This is a genomic window from Butyrivibrio sp. INlla18 (genome assembly GCF_900103635.1).
Lineage (GTDB): Bacteria > Bacillota > Clostridia > Lachnospirales > Lachnospiraceae > Butyrivibrio.
In genome coordinates, this window is sequence record NZ_FMXK01000027.1 from 11,348 (window position 1) to 33,682 (window position 22,335).

The following is a 22,335-nucleotide window of genomic DNA, read 5'->3' on the forward strand; positions in this document are numbered from 1 at the left end:
ATAGCGAAAGGAACCAAAATGGAAAAGGCATACAAGCTACTTTTTAATACAGAGGAATCTGATGATCTTTACGTTTATTGCTGCGGATTGTCACAGACACTTCCTGGCCACAGCTTTGGCCCTGCACTTAAACCTCACTTCATGATCCATTACGTCATTAGTGGCAAAGGCTCTTTTTCCATTGGAGGCAAAAAGTATCCTCTCAAGGAAAACTACGGCTTCCTCATTGTTCCTGAAGAGCTTGCTTACTACGTGGCTGACAAGTCCGACCCTTGGACCTATGTTTGGATAGGATTTGGGGGCAAAAGAGCTGAGCAGATAGTTTCACAGCTTGGCTTATCCCTTCAGCAGCCAGTATTTAAAAGTACTGAATCCGAGACCATCTATAACCTTGTAAAAGATATGATGGATCACAATACCTTTAGTGTAGAGGACGTTCTTAGAAGAAACGGCCTTCTTTCTATGTTCCTTTCTGTCATTGCGTCAGGCCTTTCCGTGACTCCAAAGAGCGATTCCGGAAGCGCCAATGATTACGTTAATAGGGCGCAGGCCTTTGTTAGGAGTAATTATTGTAACCCAATAAAGGTCACAGATATAGCTGATTATGTATGTATTAACAGAAGCTATTTATACACTCTTTTCCAAAATGCCCTTGGTATTTCGCCGCAGCAATATCTAGCTAGCTATAGGATTGCCAAAGCAACAGAGCTTTTGCAGCTTACAGCTCTTCCTATAGAGTCTATAGCTATTTCCTGTGGGTACTCTGATCCACTTGTCTTTTCAAAGGCATTTAAACAAGAAAAAAAGATGTCCCCTACCGCCTACCGCAAATCACTTCCAAAGAGTGATACTGAAGCAGGAAGCAAGGAACATCTCAAGCAAGTCGAAAAGCTTATAGAAGAAAAACAACAGGAATCACTGTAATTCTACTTTGTCCAGATGCCATACTTCATCGACATATTCCTGAATGGTTCTGTCTGATGAGAATTTACCGCAGCTAGCAGTATTTAGAAGTGCCATCTTAGCCCAGCGCTTCTTGTCCTGGTATGCATCTGAGATTCTCTTTTGAGCTTCCAGATATGATTCAAAGTCTTTTAAAATAAAGTACTGGTCTGCCTTGCTAGAATTTATAGTATTAAGAAGGCAGTTATACAGCGGTCTAAAGAGCTCTTTATCCTCAGAGAAAGTTCCATCTACCAGCATATCAAGTACTTTCTTGACGTTAGGATCGCTGTTGTAGATATCCATTGGATTGTATCCACCGTTCTTTTCATATTCCATTACTTCCTGAGAAGTAAGTCCAAAGATAAACGCATTCTCCTCGCCAACTTCATTGACGATCTCTACGTTTGCTCCATCAAGAGTTCCCAAAGTAACAGCGCCGTTGAGCATCATCTTCATGTTACCGGTACCAGAAGCCTCTTTACTAGCAGTTGAGATCTGCTCAGAAACATCTGCTGCCGCAAAGATAAGCTCTGCATTTGATACTCTGTAATCCTCGATGAATACAACCTTGATCTTGCCGCCGATATCAGGATCATTGTTAATCACATCGGCAACGGAATTTATCAGCTTGATAGTAAGCTTAGCTGTAAGATATCCAGCTGCTGCCTTGGCTCCAAAGATATAAGTCTTTGGATAGAAGTCCTTATTTGGATGAGTCTTGATGTCATTGTATTTGTGGATGACCTGCAGGATATTAAGAAGCTGTCTCTTGTACTCGTGAAGTCTCTTGACCTGCACATCAAAGATAGACTTTGGATCTACCTTTACGCCGTTATGCTCAAGGATGTACTTGGCAAGGCGCTCTTTATTCTTGAACTTGATCTCCATGAACTCATTCTGAGCCTTCTTGTCATTTGCAAAGGCTTTGAGCTTGTCCATCTGAGAAAGATCTGTGATCCATCCATCACCGATCTTATTTGTTACCCATTCAGCCAAAAGAGGATTTGCATGGAGCAGGAATCTTCTCTGGGTAATACCATTTGTCTTATTGTTGAACTTCTCAGGCATCATCTCATAGAAATCCTTAAGCTCTCTCTTTTCAAGGATCTCTGTATGAAGCTTGGCAACACCGTTAACAGAATGACCACCAACAATAGCAAGGTGCGCCATCTTGACCTGGTTGTCATAGAGGATAGCCATGCTTCTGATCTTGGTCTGAACGTCTATACCTGCAGAACCGGTATATTTTCTCATGATCTGATCTACAAATCTTCTATTGATCTCATCTACGATCTGATAGATTCTAGGAAGAAGTCTCTGGAAAAGATCTACTGGCCACTTCTCAAGAGCTTCAGCCATGATAGTGTGGTTTGTATAGCAACAGGTCTTGGTTGTTACATCCCAAGCATCATCCCATGAGAACTGATAATCATCCATGAGAACTCTCATAAGCTCTGCTACTGCAACTGTTGGATGAGTATCATTAAGCTGGAATACGGCCTTTTCATAGAACTTTCTAAGGTCGTCATGATTTTGCATATATTTCTGAACTGCAGTCTGAACAGATGCTGAAATAAAGAAATACTGCTGTTTTAATCTCAGCTCTTTTCCTGCAATGTGATTGTCATTAGGATAAAGGACTTCACAGAGCTGGCTCGCAAGATTCTCCTGCTCTACAGCCTTCTGATAATCGCCCTTATCAAATGAATCAAGTTGGAAGCACTGAATAGGCTCAGCGTCCCAGATTCTAAGGGTATTGACCACGCCGTTTCCATATCCGATAACAGGAAGATCATAAGGGACAGCCTTAACAACCTGATATCCTTCCTGCTTGAACATTGTTCTTCCGCGGTCGTCTGTGTACATAGTTACGTATCCGCCAAACTTAACCTCTTTGGCGTACTCATTTCTTCTAAGCTCGAATGGATTGCCGTTCTCAAGCCAGGCATCTGGTACTTCTACCTGATATCCATCCTGGATCTTCTGACGGAACATTCCATATTTGTATCTGATACCACAGCCATAGGCAATATATCCAAGAGTAGAAAGAGAATCCAAAAAGCATGCGGCAAGTCGTCCAAGACCACCATTACCAAGGGCTGGATCTGGTTCCTGATCCTCAAGGACGTTTACATCGATATCAAGCTCTTCCAAAGCATCTTTTACTGCCTTATAAGCCTGAAGATTGATAATATTGTTACCAAAAGCTCTACCCATAAGAAATTCCATGGACATATAGTAGACAATCTTAGGATCCTGCTCAGCTGCAGCCTTCTGAGTTGTCATCCAGTGGTCAACGATGGCATCCTTGATGGCATACGCTGCTGCCTGATACATCTCCTGCGGAGTTGCCTCTTCCATAGTCTTCCTATAGAGAGTTTTAACATTGTACAGAACACTTCTTTTGAAAAGATCTTTGTCGAATGATAGTGTCTTTTTTTTCATAAGTAAGCCTCCTCGTTACAATTGTACGTACACAATGCTATTTTACTCCAAATTTACACGCAATTCTATTAAATATGCGTAAAATCGTATCTATGTCAACCACAATAAAAGAAGCCACCCTTAGGTGGCTTCTCAAAATATCAGATATTACTATTATACTCTTTCAACACCGATGGTAACCTTTTCGCCGTTGATATCCCATTCCTTAGCATTTGCTACGTCTGATCCATAAACAATCTCGTTTGCAAGAACCTTAGATGAGATGCTGTCTTCGTGAGCCTTAACAATCTCAGCAAGCTTGTCATTTCCGTTAAGAGAAACTTTGATGTGATCCATTACTTCAAAGCCTGAATCCTTACGCATTGTCTGAACCTTACTGATAACTTCAAGTACAAAGCCTTCGTTAACAAGCTCTTCTGTGAGGTTAGTATCAAGAACTACTGTGATACCCCAGTTCTCCTGTGATACAAAGCCTTCCTTCTGAGCCATCTCGATAAGGAGATCTTCCTTAACAAGCTCTACGTCAACATCGTTAACTGTGAACTTGATAGATCCGTTTGTGTTAAGCTCATCCATTGTAGCGTTTCCATCAAGACCTTCAAGGTAACCCTTGATAGCGCCGATGTTCTTGCCGTACTTAGGTCCAAGTGTCTTGAGCTGTGGCTTGAATGTGTAGCTTGTGAAGTCACGAACATCATCTGTAAATGCTACGTTCTTAACATTAAGCTCATCTCTGATGATCTCTGTGTAGAACTCGCCTACAGTCTGCTCAGCTTTAACATACATCTGTCCGATAGGCTGACGATTCTTGATGTTTGCTGCGTTTCTAGCTGCACGTCCAAGTACTACGATATCAAGAACTTCTTCCATGTCCTTCTCAAGCTTCTCGTCGATAAGTGAAGCATCAACTGCTGGGAAGTCGCAGAGGTGGATACTCTCTGGAGCATCAGCAAAGCTTGTGCGAACAAGGTTCTGATAGATCTCTTCTGTCATGAATGGAACCATAGGAGCTGCTGCCTTAGCTACAGTAACAAGTGCTGTATAAAGAGTCATATAAGCAGAGATCTTGTCCTGCTCCATTCCCTTAGCCCAGAATCTCTCTCTTGAACGACGAACATACCAGTTAGACATCTCGTCAACAAAGTTATCAAGAGCCTTTCCAGCTTCTGGAATTCTATAGTTGTTAAGGTTCTCATCTACAGCCTTAACACAGCTGTTAAGCTTTGAAAGGAGCCACTTATCCATTACTGTGAGCTTATCGAGCTCAAGCTTGTAATTAGCAGCATCAAAGCCATCGATATTAGCATAAAGTACGAAGAATGCGTATGTATTCCAAAGTGTTCCAAGGAACTTACGCTGTCCTTCCATAACAGCATCACCTGCAAAACGGCTAGGAAGCCATGGTGCACTGTTTGTATAGAAGTACCATCTGATAGCATCAGCGCCGTACTTCTCAAGAGCTTCGAAAGGATCAACTGCGTTGCCCTTTGACTTACTCATCTTCTGTCCATTCTCATCCTGAACAAGACCAAGAACGATAACATTCTTGAATGCAGGCTTGTTGAAAAGAAGTGTTGCCTCAGCGTGAAGTGAGTAGAACCATCCTCTTGTCTGGTCTACAGCTTCTGAGATGAACTCTGCAGGGAACTGCTTCTCAAAGAGTTCCTTGTTCTCAAATGGGTAGTGAAGCTGAGCAAATGGCATTGCACCTGAATCGAACCAGCAGTCAATAACCTCTTTTACTCTGTGCATCTTCTTGCCGCACTTAGGACAAGTGATCTCAAACTTATCAATGTAAGGTCTGTGAAGCTCTGTTGTCTCAGCAGATGGATCTCCTGAAAGTTCAGCGAGCTCTTTTCTTGATCCTACTGAAAGCTGGTGACCGCAGTCATCACACTCCCAGATGTTAAGTGGAGTTCCCCAATATCTATCACGTGAGATACCCCAGTCCTGAATATTCTCAAGCCAGTCACCGAAACGTCCCTTACCGATTGACTCAGGAACCCAGTTTATCTCTTTGTTGTTGCGGATGAGATCATCCTTAACTTCTGTAACCTTGATGAACCATGATGAACGAGCATAGTAAAGAAGTGGTGTACCACATCTCCAGCAGTGAGGATAATCATGCTCCATCTTTGGTGCAGCAAATAAGAGTCCTCTCTTATCAAGGTCTTTTAATACCTCTGGATCTGCACTGATAGCGCCCTCATCCATCTCTTTCTGAGTTGGCTTACATCTCATTCCAGCAAATGGAGTCTCAGGCTTAAGACGACCTTCTCCATCAACCATCTGTACAAGTGGAGCGTCATACTTACGTCCAACTCTAGCATCGTCTTCACCGAATGCAGGAGCGATATGTACGATACCTGTACCATCTGACATAGTTACATATGTATCGCAATAGATGAAGAATGCCTTCTTGTGCTGCTTAGCAGTTTCATCTGCTGCGCACTGGTAAAGAGGCTCATACTCTTTGTACTCAAGATCTGTACCAACGTATGTCTCGAGAACTTCGTATGCCTTCTGTCCTTCTGAATCCTTATCAAGTAATGTGCCGAGTACTTTATCTGCGAGAGCTTCTGCAAGATAGTAAACATTTCCGTCTACTGCCTTAACCTTGATGTACTTCTCATCTGGGTTTACGCAAAGGCCGATGTTTGAAGGAAGTGTCCAAGGTGTTGTTGTCCAAGCAAGGAAATATGCATCCTCGTCCTTAACCTTGAAACGAACGATAGCTGTACGCTCTTTTAAGAGCTTGTAGCCCTGTGCTACTTCGTGTGATGAAAGAGGTGTTCCACAACGTGGGCAGTAAGGTACTACCTTAAATCCCTTGTAAAGAAGTCCCTTCTTCCAGATCTCATTAAGAGCCCACCACTCTGACTCGATGAAATTATCATCATATGTGATGTATGGGTGCTCCATATCAGCCCAGAAACCTACTGTGCCTGAGAAGTCTTCCCACATTCCCTTATATTTCCATACAGATTCCTTACATTTTTTGATGAAAGGCTCCATACCGTATTCTTCGATCTGCTCTTTTCCGTCGAGACCGAGCATCTTTTCTACTTCAAGCTCAACAGGAAGACCGTGTGTATCCCAACCAGCCTTACGAGGAACGGTGTAACCCTTCATAGTACGGTATCTTGGGATCATATCCTTAATAGCACGTGTGAGAACGTGTCCGATATGTGGCTTACCATTAGCTGTTGGAGGGCCATCATAGAACATATACATCTCACCCTTGCTGCGTGTGTCTACACTCTTTTTGAAGATGTCTTCTTTTTTCCAGAATTCTTCGATCTTCTTTTCTCTGCCGACAAAATTCATGTCAGTTTCGACTTTGTTATACATTTTCAAGCTCCTTTCTTGTGAAACAAAAAAGCCTCGTCCTTGTAAAAAGGACGAGGCAAAATATCGATCTCGTTGTACCACCTGTTTACACATACGCGCAAGCTCATCGCTTGTTGAATACGCTTTCCGTTAACGCCAGAACCTACGTCAGGATCTACTCATTTCAACCCCGCAGCTCAGAAGTGATTTTCAATAAGTTTCTACTCGCACCGCCTCGCACCAACCGGCGGCTCTCTGAAAGCTTTCATAAACTATCTACTGTCTTCGTCACAGCTTTTACTCATATTGCACACATTCTACTACGGATAATTAAAATATGCAAGGGCAATTTATCGTCTGAACCACGGAAGGCTTAAATCTTTTTTAGTCTTCAAGGGCTTTATAAACACAAGCTGCAAGAGCTGCGCCAATACATCCTGCAACATATTTGAATGGTCAAAATCGCCTATATTCTGGAGGATTTTTACTAGAATAAGGTTAATATTCTTTGTAATATGGTTATGGAAAAAATTCTATATATTATTTGGGGATTTAACTATGGTAAAAGACTTTGAATTCTTATTAGACTATAGGACAACTGACTCAGAAGCTGAAGTTTTCTGGGATCTGCCTCTTGATGCAGATCCAGATTGTGAGTACCTAGTTGTTAACAATTCTGCTGATGAAACTATTAAGACCAAAAAAACTCACGCTTCTCTATCTGGCTTAACTCCAGAGAGTCAGTATGATATTTCTGTATATATCGTTTATCCAGACAAAAGAGCTGACCATAAAAATGATCCTGTTCTCTTAGGACAGTTCTCTTTGCAGACAGCTAAGGCCAAAAAGAAAATAGATATAACTGCTGCCCCTTATAACGCAGTTGGGGATGGCAAGACCAATAATACTGATGCTATTCAGGCTGCTCTTACAGATTGCGACAAGGACAGCTTCATCTATATTCCTGCTGGAACTTTTTTGACCGGAGCTTTGAACGTCCACTCTGACACCGAAATATATCTTGAAGAAGGAGCTCTTTTACAGGGAACAGAGAATCCAGAAGATTATCTTCCAAAGATCTGGAGCAGATTTGAAGGTCATGAGATGGAGTGCTACAGAAGCCTTTTAAACCTGGGCGAACTTGACCACGACGCAGACTACAACTGCAAGAACGTCATCATCTACGGTAAAGGGTCAATCATGGGCGGAGGCGCTACTCTTGCCAAGGCCATAGCAAGGACCGAAGGGGAAAGACTTAAGGATTACATAGCATCTCTTGGAGATAAGATAAAAGAATATGAAAAGCCAGAGACAATCGCCAGTAGATTCAGAGGCCGCCTCATCAACATGAGCAACTGCCAAAATATATGGATCCATGGCCTTACTTTGGGTTATGGTCCAGCATGGAACCTGCACTTTATCTATTCAGATAACATCGTAACAGACCACTGCACCATTAAGTCAGAAGGCGTTTGGAACGGCGATGGCTGGGATCCAGATTCTTCAACTAACTCTACTATTTATGCCTGCGACTTCTACACAGAAGATGACTCCGTTGCTATCAAGTCAGGCAAGAATCCAGAAGGTAACGTAATAAATAGGCCAACCAAGCATATCCGTGTTTTTGACTGCGTAACCAACTTCGGCCATGGCCTCTGCATAGGAAGTGAAATGTCAGGCGGTGTTGAAGATGTTCGCCTCTGGGACTGCGAAATGGGTCCAACCTGGTCCGGAATAGAAATAAAAGCCACCAAAAAACGTGGTGGCTTTGTAAAAAATATCCTTGTTAGAGACATTACTGCTTCTCACATTCAGATGCACTCTGTTGGCTACAACGATGATGGAGAAGGCTCAAAGGTTCCTCCACTTCTTGGGGATTGCCACTTTGAACGAATGCACTTACTTGGCAGATTCCTCGATAACAATGCTGGCAAGAATGAATGGCATGACTGCCCATCAATCTTACTTTGCGGATTTGATGTTCCTGGCTATGAGATCAAGAACGTATCCTTTAAAGATATCGAAATGGAAGAGCCAGCAGAAGGAATCGATTCAATTCATATGGAATATTGCGAGTGTATTACTTTCGAGAATATGAAGAATGTTACAAGAAAGACATAAGTCTTTCTACATCTTCTTTTGTAGTAGCCCAGTCTGTGGCAAGTCTGATAACTGTATGGCTATCATCGTACTTTTCCCAGAAACCGTAGCGGATATTCTTATCAAGTTCTTTTAACTTCTCATCCTCTACTACGATGAACTGCTGATTTGTTGGGGAATCAAGGAATATTTTGTAGCCCTTCTCCTCAAGTCCCTTTCTCAGAAGCTCTGCCATCTCGATGGCATTTTCGCTGATCTTGAAATAAAGATCATCAGTAAACAGCGTATCAAACTGAAGTCCAAGGAGCCATCCCTTTGCAAGAAGTGCTCCATGCTGCTTGATAACAGGGATTGGGTGCTTGGTAGTAACGCCCTTTGTGAATACTACTGCCTCTCCAAACAAAGCTCCAACCTTGGTTCCGCCGATGTAGAACACATCTACAAGGCTTGCGATATCCTGAATTGTCACATCAGTTCTTTTACTCATAAGGCCATATCCAAGTCTTGCTCCATCAAGGAAAAGAGGAATCTTATATTCCTTACAAACCTCAGAAATAGCTGTAAGCTCAGCCTTGGTATAAAGAGTGCCATACTCAGTAGGGTGTGAAATATAGACAGCGCCAGGAAAAACCATGTGCTCGTGATTAGCATCACCATAGAATTTCTCAAGAAGCTTCTTTAAATCTGGAGCTGCGATCTTGCCGATATTGTCTCCGTACTTCTTAGTGTCTTTTTCCTCACCATAATATGGAATAGTGAGGACCTTGTGACCTGCATGCTCGATAGCGCCTGCCTCGTGAGCAGCCACATGACCAGTCTCTGCGGCAACTACGCCCTCATATGGCTGAAGGAGCATGTCGATTATAGTCTGATTGGTCTGTGTTCCTCCCACAAGGAAGAATACATCTGCGTTTGGCTGACCGCAGACCTTTTTGATCTTGTCCGCAGCGCTTTTACAATAACCATCTGTGCCGTAGCCATCGATCTGCTCAAAGTTTGTTTCCTGAAGACGCTGCAATATCTGTGGATGCGCGCCCTTTGTGTAATCACTAGAAAATGAAATCCTGCTGTCCATACACTTATCCTCTTATATTTTTAGTTAAAAGAAACTGCGGAAAAATCTATTACTTCTTCTAAAGTCTTCACAACAAGTTCAAGTCCAGCCTGGTCCTCTTCATTGAATCTATTAAGGCTAGGGCTATCTATATCAAGTACACCTACAACCTTGCCATCCTTGTGGATTGGCACAACGATCTCAGAATTGGATGCGCTGTCACAGGCGATGTGTCCTGCAAATTCATGAACATTTGCAACGAGCTGTGTTTCATCATTTCCAGCTGCAGTTCCGCAAACGCCCTTTCCAAGCTGAATTCTGATGCAGGCAACCTTTCCCTGAAATGGTCCCAGTAAAAGAGATCCCTTATCCATGAGGTAGAATCCTGCCCAGTTGAGGTCTTCCATGTTGTCATATAAAAGAGCTGAGGCATTGGATAATACTGGAATGAAATTTGGCTCATCCTCTGCCAGAACTTTTATCTGTGCTGCAAGTAACTTGTAATCTGTCATGTCTGATACTCCTTGTACTTAAAAAAGTGGATATGAATTTTTGATCCATATCCACGATTCTAACATTGTTTTATCTTGTGCACAATCTATTTTTAGTTTTTCTCAGATGTCCACTTTTCAAACTCTTCGTCGGTACACTTTACATAATGGTTTCCATCTACCAGGTGCTCCGTTCCCTTGTTGTAATCAAGTCCTGAAGTCTTGTAATCATAGCTTATGGCTTCACGGCTCTTTTCAAGCTCAGGATTAGGAATAGGAATAGCTGACAAAAGACTTTTTGTATATGGATGGATCGGATTATTAAAGATCTCATCCGTTGTACCAGTCTCAAGGAGGTGTCCTAAATGAAGAACTCCAATCCTGTCTGAAATGTACTTAACCATTGAAAGGTCATGAGCAATGAACAGATATGCTGTTCCAAGCTCTTCCTGAATATCCTTCATAAGGTTTACTACCTGGGCCTGAATACTAACGTCAAGGGCAGAAATACACTCATCAGCAATAACGAGCTTTGGATTTAAGATAAGTGCTCTTGCGATACCTACACGCTGTCTCTGTCCACCAGAGAACTGATGTGGATAGCGGTCTGCATGCTCCTTGGCAAGTCCAACCTTATTAAGGATTGCCTCTACCTTCTTATCTCTTTCCTCGCTGTTCTTGCAGATATGATGGATATCAAGAGCTTCGCCGATTATATCCTTGATCTTCTTTCTAGGATTAAGTGAAGCCATTGGATCCTGGAAGATCATCTGCATCTGAATCCTTAAGTTTTCCTTGGTATCTCTGTTCATCTTGCCAGAGATATCCATTCCATCAAAGGTGATCTTACCTTCTGTTGGATTATAAAGTCTTATGATACTTCTACCAATGGTAGATTTTCCTGAACCAGACTCTCCAACAAGGCCGTAAGTCTCACCTGGATAAACCTTAAAGCTGACATTTTCTACAGCCTTAACTGTAAATGTCTTGCTAACTGGAAAATACTGTCTAAGTCCCTCTACTTCAAGGAGAGGCGCTGCATTATAATTTGCTGCCATTTGCCTGTGCCTCCTTTTTCATTCTCTCAATTCTTGACTTAAGTTCTGCTGGCATCTCAACCTTAGGTGCTCTCTCATCAAGAAGCCAAGTTGCTGCTGAGTGAGTCTCTGTTATCTTGAACATAGGTGGCTCAAGCTTGTCATCAATCTCAAGAGCATAGGCATTTCTTGGAGCGAAGGCATCACCCTCTTTTTCATGTAAAAGATTTGGAGGAGACCCCGGAATTGTATAAAGTCTTTCATCGTCAGTTCCAAGATCAGGCATGGCTGACAAAAGTCCCCAGGTATATGGATGTCTTGGATCATAGAAGATTTCATTGATATTACCAACTTCTACGATCTTGCCTGCATACATGACATTTACATAATCAGCAACCTTAGCAACTACTCCAAGGTCATGGGTGATATAGATAACTGCAATATCTCTTTCCTTCTGAACCTTTTTGATAAGCTCCAGGATCTTGGCCTGAATATTAACATCAAGGGCAGTTGTTGGCTCGTCGCAGATCAACAGATCCGGATTACAGGAAAGCGCTATAGCTATAACGACTCTCTGTCTCATACCACCAGAGAGCTGATGTGGATACTGCTTCATTCTCTTTTCAGCATCCTCAATTCCAACTTCCTTTAAAAGCTCAACTGACCTTTTGTAAGCATCCTTCTTATCAATCTTATAGTGCCAGATCATTCCTTCCATGATCTGCTTTCCGATAGTCATTGTTGGATCAAGGCTGGTCATGGGATCCTGGAATACCATCGCTATCCTTCGGCCATTGATGTGTTTTCTGATCCATTTTTTATCCTGCTTTAGGATGTCAGCTTCTTTCCATTCAGCCGTCTCATCCTGATCAGGGTTATAGTCGATTCCGCCTTTGTTGTCGCGGTATCTGTAGATGATCTCTCCAGAATTAACCTCTGCGTTCTTGGCAAGGATACCCATTGCAGCACGCATGGTTACTGACTTACCTGATCCAGACTCACCAACGATGGCTACTGTCTCGCCCTGATATAGGTCTATATTTACTCCGCGGATAGCGTGCACTTTTCCTGCGGTAGTCTTAAAGGTGATGTCAAGATCTTTGACATCAAGTATTTTTTCTCTTTTCTTTTCTTCACTCATGTCTAGGTCACATCTCCTTTAACTTTGGATCAAGTGCTTCTCTAAGTCCGTCAGCCACAAGGTTAAAGCTCAGCATCAAAAGAGCCATCACGATGATTGGTGGGATTATCTGATAAGGATGTGTTGTGAAGCTGTTAAATCCTTCAGAAATAAGTGATCCCAAAGAGCATCTTGGTACAGGGATTCCAAGTCCTACGAATGAAAGGAACGCCTCTGTGAAAATAGCTGTAGGAATTGAGAACATAACCTGTGTGATGATAGGTCCGATGATATTTGGAAGAACCTCACTAAAGATGATATGCATATTTCCTGCACCCAGTGTTCTTGATGCAAGGACAAATTCCTGCTCTTTTAATTTGAGCATCTCAGCTCTTGCTATTCTACTCATTCCAACCCACTCAGTGAGCATAAGAGCTATGATGATAGTGATCATACCTGGCTTGAACACAAGAAGGAGAAGCGTAACGATTACAAGTCTTGGAATACCATTGGCAATCTCCAAGATTCTCTGAAGCACCATGTCCACTTTGCCGCCAAAGTATCCAGAAATAAGACCATAGCTCATACCGATGATCATATCGATGATAGCTGCTGCAACGGCGATGATAAGTGAAACCTGCGCTCCAGACCATGTTCTTGTCCAGATATCTCTTCCGAAGTTATCACTTCCAAACCAGTAAAATGTATCTGGAAGCTGCTTTTCAAAGTAATAGTTCACAGTCTTTGTTCCTGATGTAGTCTTGATATTTTCATGACCATCAAAAAGACCTGTGTACTCAATAAGCGGAATTCTTGGTGCGAGATTCTTTTGATCAAGGTTCTGTCCTGAGTAGGTGTACTTGTTCATCACAGGTCCTACAAAGGCAAAAAAGGTAATGATAAGCACAAATACAAGACCGATGACGGCGCTCTTTTTACGCCAAAATCTTGCTACAACTTCTTTCCAGAAATTCTGTGATGCAAAGTTTGTATCAACAAAATCGTCTGCTGTTTTTCCCTTTAACTTAAAATCCGCTTCGCAAGGGACATAGGTATCTGACTCTACAACATGTAAGTATGAGTCTTTATCAAAAGCTGCTTCTACCATATTAGTCTCCCTCCTTTGCCACACGGATTCTAGGGTCGATCACGCCGTAGAGAATATCTACCACCAGCATGATGCCTATGTACATAGCTGAATATATGAAGCTAAGAGCTATAACAACGTTATAGTCATTAGACTGAATTGCGTTTACTAAAAGTGATCCAACTCCAGGAATAGAAAAGATCTTTTCCACAACTAGTGAACCTGTCATAAGATCAACAACAAGTGGTGCTAAAACAGTAATAATAGGAATAAGGGCGTTTCTAAGAGCATGTGCAAACACGATCTTGTTTCCAGAAAGTCCCTTGGATTCAGCAAGAAGCATATAATCTGATCCCAAAACCTCGATCATCTCTGCTCTTGTAAATCGTGCAATTGAAGCCATGGTAAACATGGAAAGTGATACAGAAGGTAATACGCTTGATCCTAGAACATCCTTTGCTGAAAAGAGCATTGGGAACCAGTCAAGCTTGAATCCAAACTGATATGAAAGTGCCAGAGCAAATACATAGGATGGAACCGATACACCAATAACTGAGATCACTGTTGCCAGGGTATCCCAGGCGGTATCTCTTTTGAAGGCTGCAAGAAGTCCCAGCAAAAGACCTACTATCGCTCCGATAGATACTGCCGCGAATCCAACGCCAATAGAAATTGGAAGTCTTGATGCGATCAGCTGTGTAATAGGAGTATTCTTGGAAATCTTGTAGCTGACACCAAGGTCTCCCTTGAACATATTGATAACATAATGGAAAAACTGGATAACGATCGGTTTGTCCAGTCCATATTTGGCATACAGCGCAGCTCTTTGTGAATCATTAAGCTTCTCATCATTAAATGGTGAGCCAGGCATTAGCTGCATCAGTATAAAAAGAATTAATGTAATTGCCAGCAAAGTGAAGATTGCTGTGATAACTCGTTTTAATACATATTTTTTCATAGCTACCCCAAAAGATAAAAGCGCGAGGAAAAGTAGAAAATCACTACCCTTCCTCGCGCAGCAATTTTAGTTTATTTGATTATTTCTTTTCTGCGTTCTTGTATACTCTGTTAAGTGCTACTGGGTGGAACTCAATACCACTTACGCTTGTTGAAATAAGTTCTGCGTTGCACTGTGTGTAAAGTGGGAATATAACTGCCTCATCCATTACGATCTGTTCTGCATCATAGAGTGCTGACCAACGAGCTGTGGCATCCATTGCTGTCTCACCTGTTGTGCAATCAGCGATGATAGAATCGTACTCTGCGTTGCTCCAGAAGCCGTAGTTGTTAGCGTTGTTTGTTACCCACATTCCAAGGTATGTCATAGGATCTGCATAGTCAGGACCCCAACGTGTAAGGCCAAGTTCAAACTCGCCTTCCTGCATACGCTGTACTCTTTCCTTCTTTGGCATCTGCTGAAGTTCAACAGTAAGTCCTGGAAGAGTTGTCTCAAGCTGCTCCTTAACAACCTGTGCTACCTTGATAGGAGCATCATCTGCATCGTGGATCATTGTGATAGTAACTTCTGTTACGCCAAGTTCTTCAAGACCTTTATTCCAATACTCTACAGCTGCATCTGCATCGTATCTGCAAACTTCCTTGAACTTCTCCTGATCAGCTGAGAAATCTGATCCGTCTGGACCTGCTGCGAAATCCATAGGAACTGCTGTATAAGTAGGAGCTGAACCATCCTTAAGGACGTCTGTTGTGATTGCTTCACGGTTTAGAGCCATTGTGATAGCGTAACGGATATTTACATTCTGGAGCTCTTTTACCTCCTGAATGTTAGGGCTGATGTACCAGAGGTATCCAGCACCGATTGCCTCGAATGCAGGATCATCCTTTACCTGATCAACCTGCTCACCGTTTACAAGAGTTGTATCAAGGTCACCGCTCTGGTAGCTCATAAGAGCCTGCTGTGAATCCTGAATAACCTGATAGTTAAGACCTGGAAGCTTAACGCTGTCTGCGCCATAGTAATCAGGGTTCTTGGTAAGGTGGATAGTTGTTGCAGCTGGCTGATAATCATCAAGGACAAATGCTCCGTTTGAAAGAGTTGTCTCTGGGCTGGTAGCAAATGTATCTGCGCAGCTCTCAAAGAATGCCTGATTTACTGGGTAGAATGTTGGGAAATACATAAGACTGAGGAAATAGCTTACTGGCACGTTGAGCTTAACTTCAAGAGTCTTGTCATCAACAGCTGTTACGCCAAGTTCACTCTTATCCTTTGTTCCATCGATGATATCCTGGGCATTTACAATCTGTCCGATATCGCTGAGCATATATGAATACTCAGAAGCAACTTCAGGATCAACTGCTCTCTGCCAAGCAAATACGAAATCTGCTGCGGTTACAGGATCACCGTTGCTCCAGTTTGCATCCTCACGAAGGTGGAATGTGTATGTAAGACCATCCTCTGAAACGTCAACGCTCTCTGCAATAGCGTTTACTGCCTGTCCATCTGCATCCATCTGCATAAGACCATCTGTGTAGTCGGCAATAACCTCAAAAGATGTACCATCTGTAGCCTGCTGTGGATCAAGTGATTCTACAGGTGTCTCAAGCATAACGTTGAGATCCTCTCCTGAACTCTCACCTGCATCGGCTGTTGTAGCATCGTCAGCCTGAGCTGAATCTGCCTCTTCTGCAGTTGTATCATTCTGCTCTGATACGCCGCTAACTGCAGAACTTCCGCATCCAATCATGCTAAGAGCAAGCGCTGAAGCAAGCATGACTGATAAAAACTTTTTCTTCATTTTTCTTCCTCCTCCATACTTTAATACATGTATACAATTGATATTTATTAATCATATTAAGGGGCTCTATGGGCAAATGTCAACAAAAACTTTATCACTTTAAATAATTTATGCGTTGGCGCGTCTAATTAATAAAGCAATTTACTTCTTCTTACCTTTTCTTTTTCCGGATCAGGGATTGGAATTGAGGCTAAAAGCGCCTTTGTGTAATCATGCTGAGGATTATCAAACACTGAATCTGTGTCATCCATCTCAACGATCTTTCCCTGATTCATGACCGCCACCTTATCAGAAATATGTCTGACCATGGCAAGGTCATGTGCTATAAAAAGATATGTAAGTCCCATTTCCTTTTGAAGCTTCATGAGAAGATTTACCACCTGGGCCTGAATACTAACGTCCAGGGCAGATATTGGCTCATCAAGGATCAAAAACTCAGGATTAACAGCAAGTGCTCTTGCTATACCAATTCTTTGCCTTTGTCCTCCTGAGAACTCATGAATAAAGCGTCCCGCATGTTCCTTATTAAGATTTACTAATCTTAACAGCTCATACACTCGTTCCATTCTCTCTTCTTTTGTCTTGTACATCTTATGGATATCAAGCCCTTCTGCAACGATCTCGGCAACTGTCATTCTTGGATTCAAAGAAGCGTATGGATCCTGAAAGATCATCTGCATTTCCTTGCGGAGATTCTTTAGCTCTTTACCCTTATAAGTACTGATATCTCGGCCTTTATAAAGGATCTCACCTTCTGTTCTGTCGTACATGCCTATGCAAGTGCGGCCGGTAGTAGTCTTGCCACAGCCTGACTCTCCCACAAGGCCCAGTGTCTCCCCTTTCCTGATGGTAAAAGAGACATCGTCCACAGCCTTTAGTATCTTTTTATTTTCAAGTTTGAAATACTTTTTGAGATGCTTTACCTCAAACAAAACCTCATTTTCCATTAAACTTCTCCGTTCAATCTTTTAGAAATGCCGCATCTTCAGGAAGTCCATCCAAGACATGCAAAAAGCAAGCTGCTTCATGACCTTCTCCAAACTTCATAGTAGGCGGAACTTCTTTTTTGCAGATATTCATGCAGTACTTGCATCTGGTATTAAAGGGGCATCCTGCTGGCGGATTTATAAGATCTGGTGGTGCTCCGGCGATGCTCACAAGTTCTTTGCCTGAAACCTCATCGACACGAGGAACTGCGTCATGAAGTGCCTTGGTATATGGATGCTTGGCATGATAAAAGATGTCGCTTGCACTTCCGCTCTCTACGATCACTCCGCCATACATAACAGCCACCCTATCCGCTATGCCCGCAACAACACCAAGGTCGTGGGTTATGAGAATGATAGATGCGTCACGCTCATCCTTCAGTTTTCTAATAAGTTCTATGATCTGATCCTGTATCGTCACATCAAGTGCTGTTGTCGGCTCATCAGCAATCAGCAGCTTTGGATCATTGGCAAAAGCAATAGCAATCATGACTCTCTGCCTCATTCCACCAGAAAGCTCATGTGGATACTGCTTAAACCTCTGCTCAGGATTATTGATTCCAACTTTATTCAAAAGATCTACGGCTCTTGCTTTCGCTTCTTTTTTACTGACCTTGTTATGATGCAAAATATTCTCAACAATCTGCTTACCAACTGTCATTGTTGGATTGAGTGATGCCATGGCATCCTGAAATATGATTGCTGCATCTTTTCCTCTAAATGCTGCAAGCTCTTTTTGATCATATTCTGCTACATTTTTGCCTTCAAAAAGGATCTTACTCCCCTCTACTATCTTGCCTGGCTCATGAACAAGCTGCATGATAGACCTGGCTGTAACTGATTTACCGCAACCTGACTCACCAACAAGGGCAAGGGTCTCACCTTTATCAAGAGAGAAGCTTACTCCTCTTACCGCCTGAACCTGCCCTGCATATGTGTTATAGGTTACCTTTAAGTTTTCTACTTTTAATAATTCTTTGCTCAAACTAATAGGCCTCCTTAATTGACTGTCTTGGGATCAAGAGCATCCCTAAGGCCATCTCCGATAAGATTAAATGCCAGAACTGCCACAACCAGAACTACTGCCGGGAATATCATCTGCCAAGGATAAAACTGCATCTTGGTCTTACCATCTGAAATAAGAACTCCAAGGGAGATTATATCTCCTCCAAGTCCCATACCAAGGAAACTAAGAGACGCTTCAGTAAAGATGTAATCCGGAATTGAAGAACACAGGTCTAATATCAAAAGAGATATTGTATTTGGCAAAAGATGCTTTTTTATGATCCTTGCTGCACCGCCTCCTAAGAGCTGTGACGCTTTGACATACTCAGACTCTCTAAGGAGCATTATCTGTCCTCTCACTATTCTGGCCGTTCCAACCCATGACGTAATAGACATAGCTATTAGAAGACCAATTACATTTTTACCTACAACCATCATGATAAGAAGTGTGACCAGAAGCGATGGAAAAGAGTTAACTACCTCAATTATCCTCATCATCACAGCGTCAACTTTGCCGCCAAAATATGCCATTATTCCGCCATAGATACTTCCAAATACAATCTGAATACCAGAGCACACAAGCGCCACAATGACGCTGAGCCTCGCTCCGATCCATATTCGGGAAAAGAGATCCCTTCCAAGCTGATCTGTTCCAAACCAAAAGCTTCCATTTGGTCCGATGTTTCTGTTTGCAGCATCTATTTCCGTATAGTTTTCACCACTTAGAGCAGGTCCAAACAAAGTAAAAAACAAAAATAAGACAAATAACCCAAAAGCAAACATGGCTATATGGTTCTTTTTAAATCTAAGGATCGCACCCTTCCAATATGAGATCACCGGACGGGTAATTACATCAGCTTCATTTTCTATCCCAACTCGCTGGAGTTCTTCATCACTATACACACGTACTTCCATCATGCATTACCTCCGCTTATTCTGATTCTAGGGTCAACCACCGTGTACAAAATATCTGTGATAAAGATCACGAAGATATAAATTGCCGACAGAATGACAGTTTCTCCCATTACTATTGTTACGTCCTGTGCCGCAACAGCATTGACATAATATAGACCAAGTCCTGGTATTGAAAAAACGCTCTCTATAAAGAAAGAACCTGTAATACACATGGCAACGCTCATTGGAAGTCTTGTTATTATGGGAATAAATGAATTTCTAAGAACGTGATGAACTATCACTTCTCTCCTTGAGAGGCCTTTAGATTCAGCTGTCAGTATATAATCCTGATTCATGACATCCAGCATGGACACCTTAAGAAGCCTTGCATAGCTTGCAATGTAGCCAAAGCATCCTGCAAATGTAGGAAGTACTGTGTACTTAAATCCTCCAAGCCAGTCCCCTTTTGACGGCCAACCTATAACTGGAAACCACCCTAGCTTTCCGGCAAAGACTGCCTGAAGCATCAGCGCAAATATAAGAGTAGGTACTGATATTAACAGCACCGAGAAGAATATAACTAAAAAGTCCCAGAAAGAGCCTTTTTTCACCGCAGCTAAAATCCCCAGCAAGATTCCAAGAGTGACTCCCAGAAGCATCTGCTGGATTCCAAGCCTTGCACTCACAGGTCCTTTTTCAGAAATGATCTGCTGCACTGTCTCGCCTTCATAAATAATGGACTCGCCGAAATCACCGTGTAGAAGCCCCTTCATTGTTATGAAATATCGCTCCATCACAGGTCTGTCCAGTCCATATTTAGCATATAGTCTTTGGGTGACTTCATCAGGAAGCTTTTCTACTCTTGCTGACAACGCATCGCCTGGAGTAAGTGCTAATAGAAAAAAAGTTGCACTTGCGATCACAAAAAGTGTCGCAAGCGCAATAGCTATTTTTTTTAGAATATATTTAAGGAGATTCATATCCATTACCTTAGAAGTAAATATTTTTAGTGCTTAACAATATAAGCTCTTGAAAACTCAAAGTCTGCTCCAAAAAGTGGGAAGCTGACATTCTTTACATATGACTGCTTGTATATCTGAGCGTTCTGGTAATACAAAGGATTTACACCGCCTTCTGTAAGAAGGATATTCTCAGCCTGGCTAAAGAGTTCAAGTCTCTCTTTGTCATCAAGTGATGCATTGGCCTTCGCAAAAAGCTCATCATATTCCGGATTAGAATAGCCGCCCATGAATCTTGCATATCCGTTGTCTGTTACGAAAAGTCCAAGGAAGTTTGCTGGATCATCGTAATCACCAAACCATCCCATTGTATAGAAGTCATACTTGTAAGAATCACGTGCTTCTTTCCAGCCTGTTACATCTGGATATGTGTCAACCTGTACCTTAACTCCAAGCTTTGACTCAAGCTGCTGTACATACCATTCATAAATATTGTTATCAAGCGTGCTAGGTGAATAGTTCATTGTAACAAGTGTTACATCTTCTGCTGTTCCCTCTACGCCTGCTTCTTTCATACCTTCTTCAAAAAGAGCCTTAAGTGCTGCTGGATCTGAAGCAAGCTTTGACTTCTCTTCATCCTTAAGGATATCTCCTGCATATGAGCGGTACTCTGTATTGCCTACTGTGATTCCGTTTGGTACAAGACCATAAGCTGGTGTAGACAAGCTATTCTGAAAAAGAAGATTGTACTCTTCACGGTCAAGAGCAAGTGTGATGGCTTCTCTAACCTTTGCATTTCTCATAAGGCCTGAAGGTCCACCATTTCCAGCTTCGTGCTGATCAAAAGAAATGTATGTTACTGATGGTGCTGTTGAAACAATTCTTTCAAGCTGTCCAGCATCTACAAGTGGTTGCCACTGATCAACATACTCAAGGTCAGAAAGCTTTAAAACATCAACCTGCTGTGATTCAACGAGCTGAGCCTGAGTGGAAGATTCATCAACAACCTTCAAATTAACCTGTGTAAGGTGAACGTTCTCTGCATCCCAGTAATTTTCATTCTTTGTAAGTGTCATTGAGTTCTCTAAAACTCTGTCTGAAATAACGAAAGGTCCATTGAATACATGGAGTGTATAATCATTTCCCCAGTTCTCGCCTGCGCCTTCAGCTGCATCAATAAGGTCTTTTCTTACTGGATAGAATGAAAGCATTCCAGCCTTCTTAAGGAATGAAGGATTTGGAGACTTAAGTGTTACTTCAAATGTATAGTCATCAATGTACTTGATTCCTACATCTTCTACAGCACCTTCTCCGTTGTAGTATTCCTCAGCACCTGCAATATCATCTGTTGCAAGGAATGCATATGAGAAAGCCTTCTCAGGATCTATAAGTCTAATCCATGAATCCACATAGTTCTGTGCTGTAACTGGCTCCCCATCACTCCACTTTGCATCTTCTCTTAAATGGAATGTATAAGTAAGACCATCTTCAGAAACATCATATCCGGTTGCTCCTGCAAGTTCTGTTTTGTCTACACCATTCTCATCGGTGAAGGTTCTGAACAGTCCTTCCTGCACCTGTGACAACACCTGGAACTCATTTGAGTTTCTTGCATCATTTACATCAAGAATTGAAAGATCACTATAAACAAGATTAAGCACCTGCTCATCTGCAAGCTCTTCATCTCCTGCTGCCTCAGTTGCAGCTGCACTACCATCACTTGTCTGTTCACTGCTTGTGCTCTGTGTCTTAGAATCCTGTGATTCACCAGAATTACTATTTCCGCATCCCACTAATCCGGATGTTAATGTCAGTGTTAATGCCAAAAAAAATGCTAAAGATTTTTTCTTCATGTTTTATTCCTCCCCAGCCACATTTGATGTGACTTTTTGCTTGGGTAAATAATACATGAGAAGAGTCTTTAGCAAAATTATCTAAAATTTATCGCCTGTGATAAGAAGAAGTAAAGGCCCCACTACCCTCCGTCCCATAGATCCACACAATCGAGTAGGCTGACTCCTACTCGATTTCGCACACGAACATTCCGCACTTAGTGCTCCATGTTCTTACGACCGGCAAATGAATTTGTATGCAAGCATCCATTCGCTTGCCGGTCTTGTGCAACA

16 protein-coding genes and 1 other annotated feature are annotated in these 22,335 nt (G+C 42.2%); of the genes, 2 read left to right on the top strand and 14 right to left on the bottom strand.

Translation table 11 applies throughout. From position 1 onward, the window contains the following. Positions 1-18 precede the first annotated feature (18 nt). A complete protein-coding gene (locus BLS24_RS14840) occupies positions 19-924 on the top strand; it encodes an AraC family transcriptional regulator (RefSeq protein WP_071177279.1) in 906 nt (301 codons plus the stop codon). Here BLS24_RS14840 and BLS24_RS14845 read toward each other — a convergent pair. Both BLS24_RS14845 and ileS read right to left on the bottom strand, forming a co-directional pair. Further along, complete coding sequence (locus BLS24_RS14845) at positions 916-3,390, bottom strand: glycogen/starch/alpha-glucan phosphorylase (protein ID WP_091760954.1); 2,475 nt, start codon at positions 3,388-3,390, stop codon at positions 916-918. The genes BLS24_RS14840 and BLS24_RS14845 overlap by 9 nt on opposite strands. Before the next feature lie 153 nt (positions 3,391-3,543). Then, positions 3,544-6,741, bottom strand: a complete 3,198-nt coding sequence (ileS, locus tag BLS24_RS14850; protein ID WP_091760956.1) for an isoleucine--tRNA ligase — start codon at positions 6,739-6,741, stop codon at positions 3,544-3,546. Between the two features lie 43 nt (positions 6,742-6,784). After that, positions 6,785-7,021: a binding site (T-box leader), on the bottom strand. Positions 7,022-7,278: 257 nt separating this feature from the next. Here ileS and BLS24_RS14855 point away from each other — a divergent pair. Further along, positions 7,279-8,841, top strand: coding sequence for a glycoside hydrolase family 28 protein (locus BLS24_RS14855; protein WP_091760958.1), 1,563 nt, complete (start codon positions 7,279-7,281; stop codon positions 8,839-8,841). Here BLS24_RS14855 and BLS24_RS14860 read toward each other — a convergent pair. The 12 genes from BLS24_RS14860 to BLS24_RS14915 all read right to left on the bottom strand — a co-directional run bounded on the left by BLS24_RS14860 (position 8,825) and on the right by BLS24_RS14915 (position 22,062). Then, positions 8,825-9,895 carry a threonine aldolase family protein gene (locus tag BLS24_RS14860; protein ID WP_091760961.1) on the bottom strand — a complete coding sequence of 357 codons (1,071 nt, stop codon included), beginning with the start codon at positions 9,893-9,895 and terminating at the stop codon, positions 8,825-8,827. The genes BLS24_RS14855 and BLS24_RS14860 overlap by 17 nt on opposite strands. 20 nt (positions 9,896-9,915) lie before the next feature. Next, positions 9,916-10,386 (bottom strand): GAF domain-containing protein, encoded by a 471-nt coding sequence (locus BLS24_RS14865; protein WP_091760964.1) that lies wholly within the window; start codon positions 10,384-10,386, stop codon positions 9,916-9,918. A 92-nt stretch (positions 10,387-10,478) separates the two neighbouring features. Further along, a complete protein-coding gene (locus tag BLS24_RS14870; protein WP_091760967.1) occupies positions 10,479-11,423 on the bottom strand; it encodes an ABC transporter ATP-binding protein in 945 nt (314 codons plus the stop codon). Then, entirely contained in the window at positions 11,407-12,543 is a 1,137-nt protein-coding gene (locus tag BLS24_RS14875; RefSeq protein WP_071177290.1) for an ABC transporter ATP-binding protein, read from the bottom strand. Before BLS24_RS14875 ends, BLS24_RS14870 begins: the two co-directional genes overlap by 17 nt. A 7-nt stretch (positions 12,544-12,550) precedes the next feature. Then, on the bottom strand, positions 12,551-13,630 hold the full coding sequence (locus tag BLS24_RS14880; RefSeq protein ID WP_091760970.1) for an ABC transporter permease: 1,080 nt from the start codon (positions 13,628-13,630) through the stop codon (positions 12,551-12,553). A gap of 1 nt (position 13,631) precedes the next feature. Further along, positions 13,632-14,567 (bottom strand): ABC transporter permease, encoded by a 936-nt coding sequence (locus BLS24_RS14885; protein ID WP_091760973.1) that lies wholly within the window; start codon positions 14,565-14,567, stop codon positions 13,632-13,634. A gap of 79 nt (positions 14,568-14,646) precedes the next feature. After that, entirely contained in the window at positions 14,647-16,365 is a 1,719-nt protein-coding gene (locus BLS24_RS14890) for a peptide ABC transporter substrate-binding protein (RefSeq protein WP_091760976.1), read from the bottom strand. A 128-nt stretch (positions 16,366-16,493) separates the two neighbouring features. Then, positions 16,494-17,312, bottom strand: a complete 819-nt coding sequence (locus BLS24_RS14895; RefSeq protein WP_091760979.1) for an ABC transporter ATP-binding protein — start codon at positions 17,310-17,312, stop codon at positions 16,494-16,496. Between the two features lie 13 nt (positions 17,313-17,325). After that, the gene (locus tag BLS24_RS14900; RefSeq protein WP_242872320.1) at positions 17,326-18,336 is read right to left on the bottom strand and encodes an ABC transporter ATP-binding protein; all 1,011 of its coding nucleotides are present in this window, start codon (positions 18,334-18,336) and stop codon (positions 17,326-17,328) included. Between the two features lie 14 nt (positions 18,337-18,350). Further along, complete coding sequence (locus BLS24_RS14905; protein WP_242872321.1) at positions 18,351-19,274, bottom strand: ABC transporter permease; 924 nt, start codon at positions 19,272-19,274, stop codon at positions 18,351-18,353. Continuing rightward, positions 19,271-20,236 carry an ABC transporter permease gene (locus BLS24_RS14910; protein WP_091760986.1) on the bottom strand — a complete coding sequence of 322 codons (966 nt, stop codon included), beginning with the start codon at positions 20,234-20,236 and terminating at the stop codon, positions 19,271-19,273. Before BLS24_RS14910 ends, BLS24_RS14905 begins: the two co-directional genes overlap by 4 nt. Before the next feature lie 20 nt (positions 20,237-20,256). Beyond that, positions 20,257-22,062, bottom strand: a complete 1,806-nt coding sequence (locus BLS24_RS14915; RefSeq protein WP_091760989.1) for a peptide ABC transporter substrate-binding protein — start codon at positions 22,060-22,062, stop codon at positions 20,257-20,259. Between the last annotated feature and the right edge of the window lie 273 nt (positions 22,063-22,335).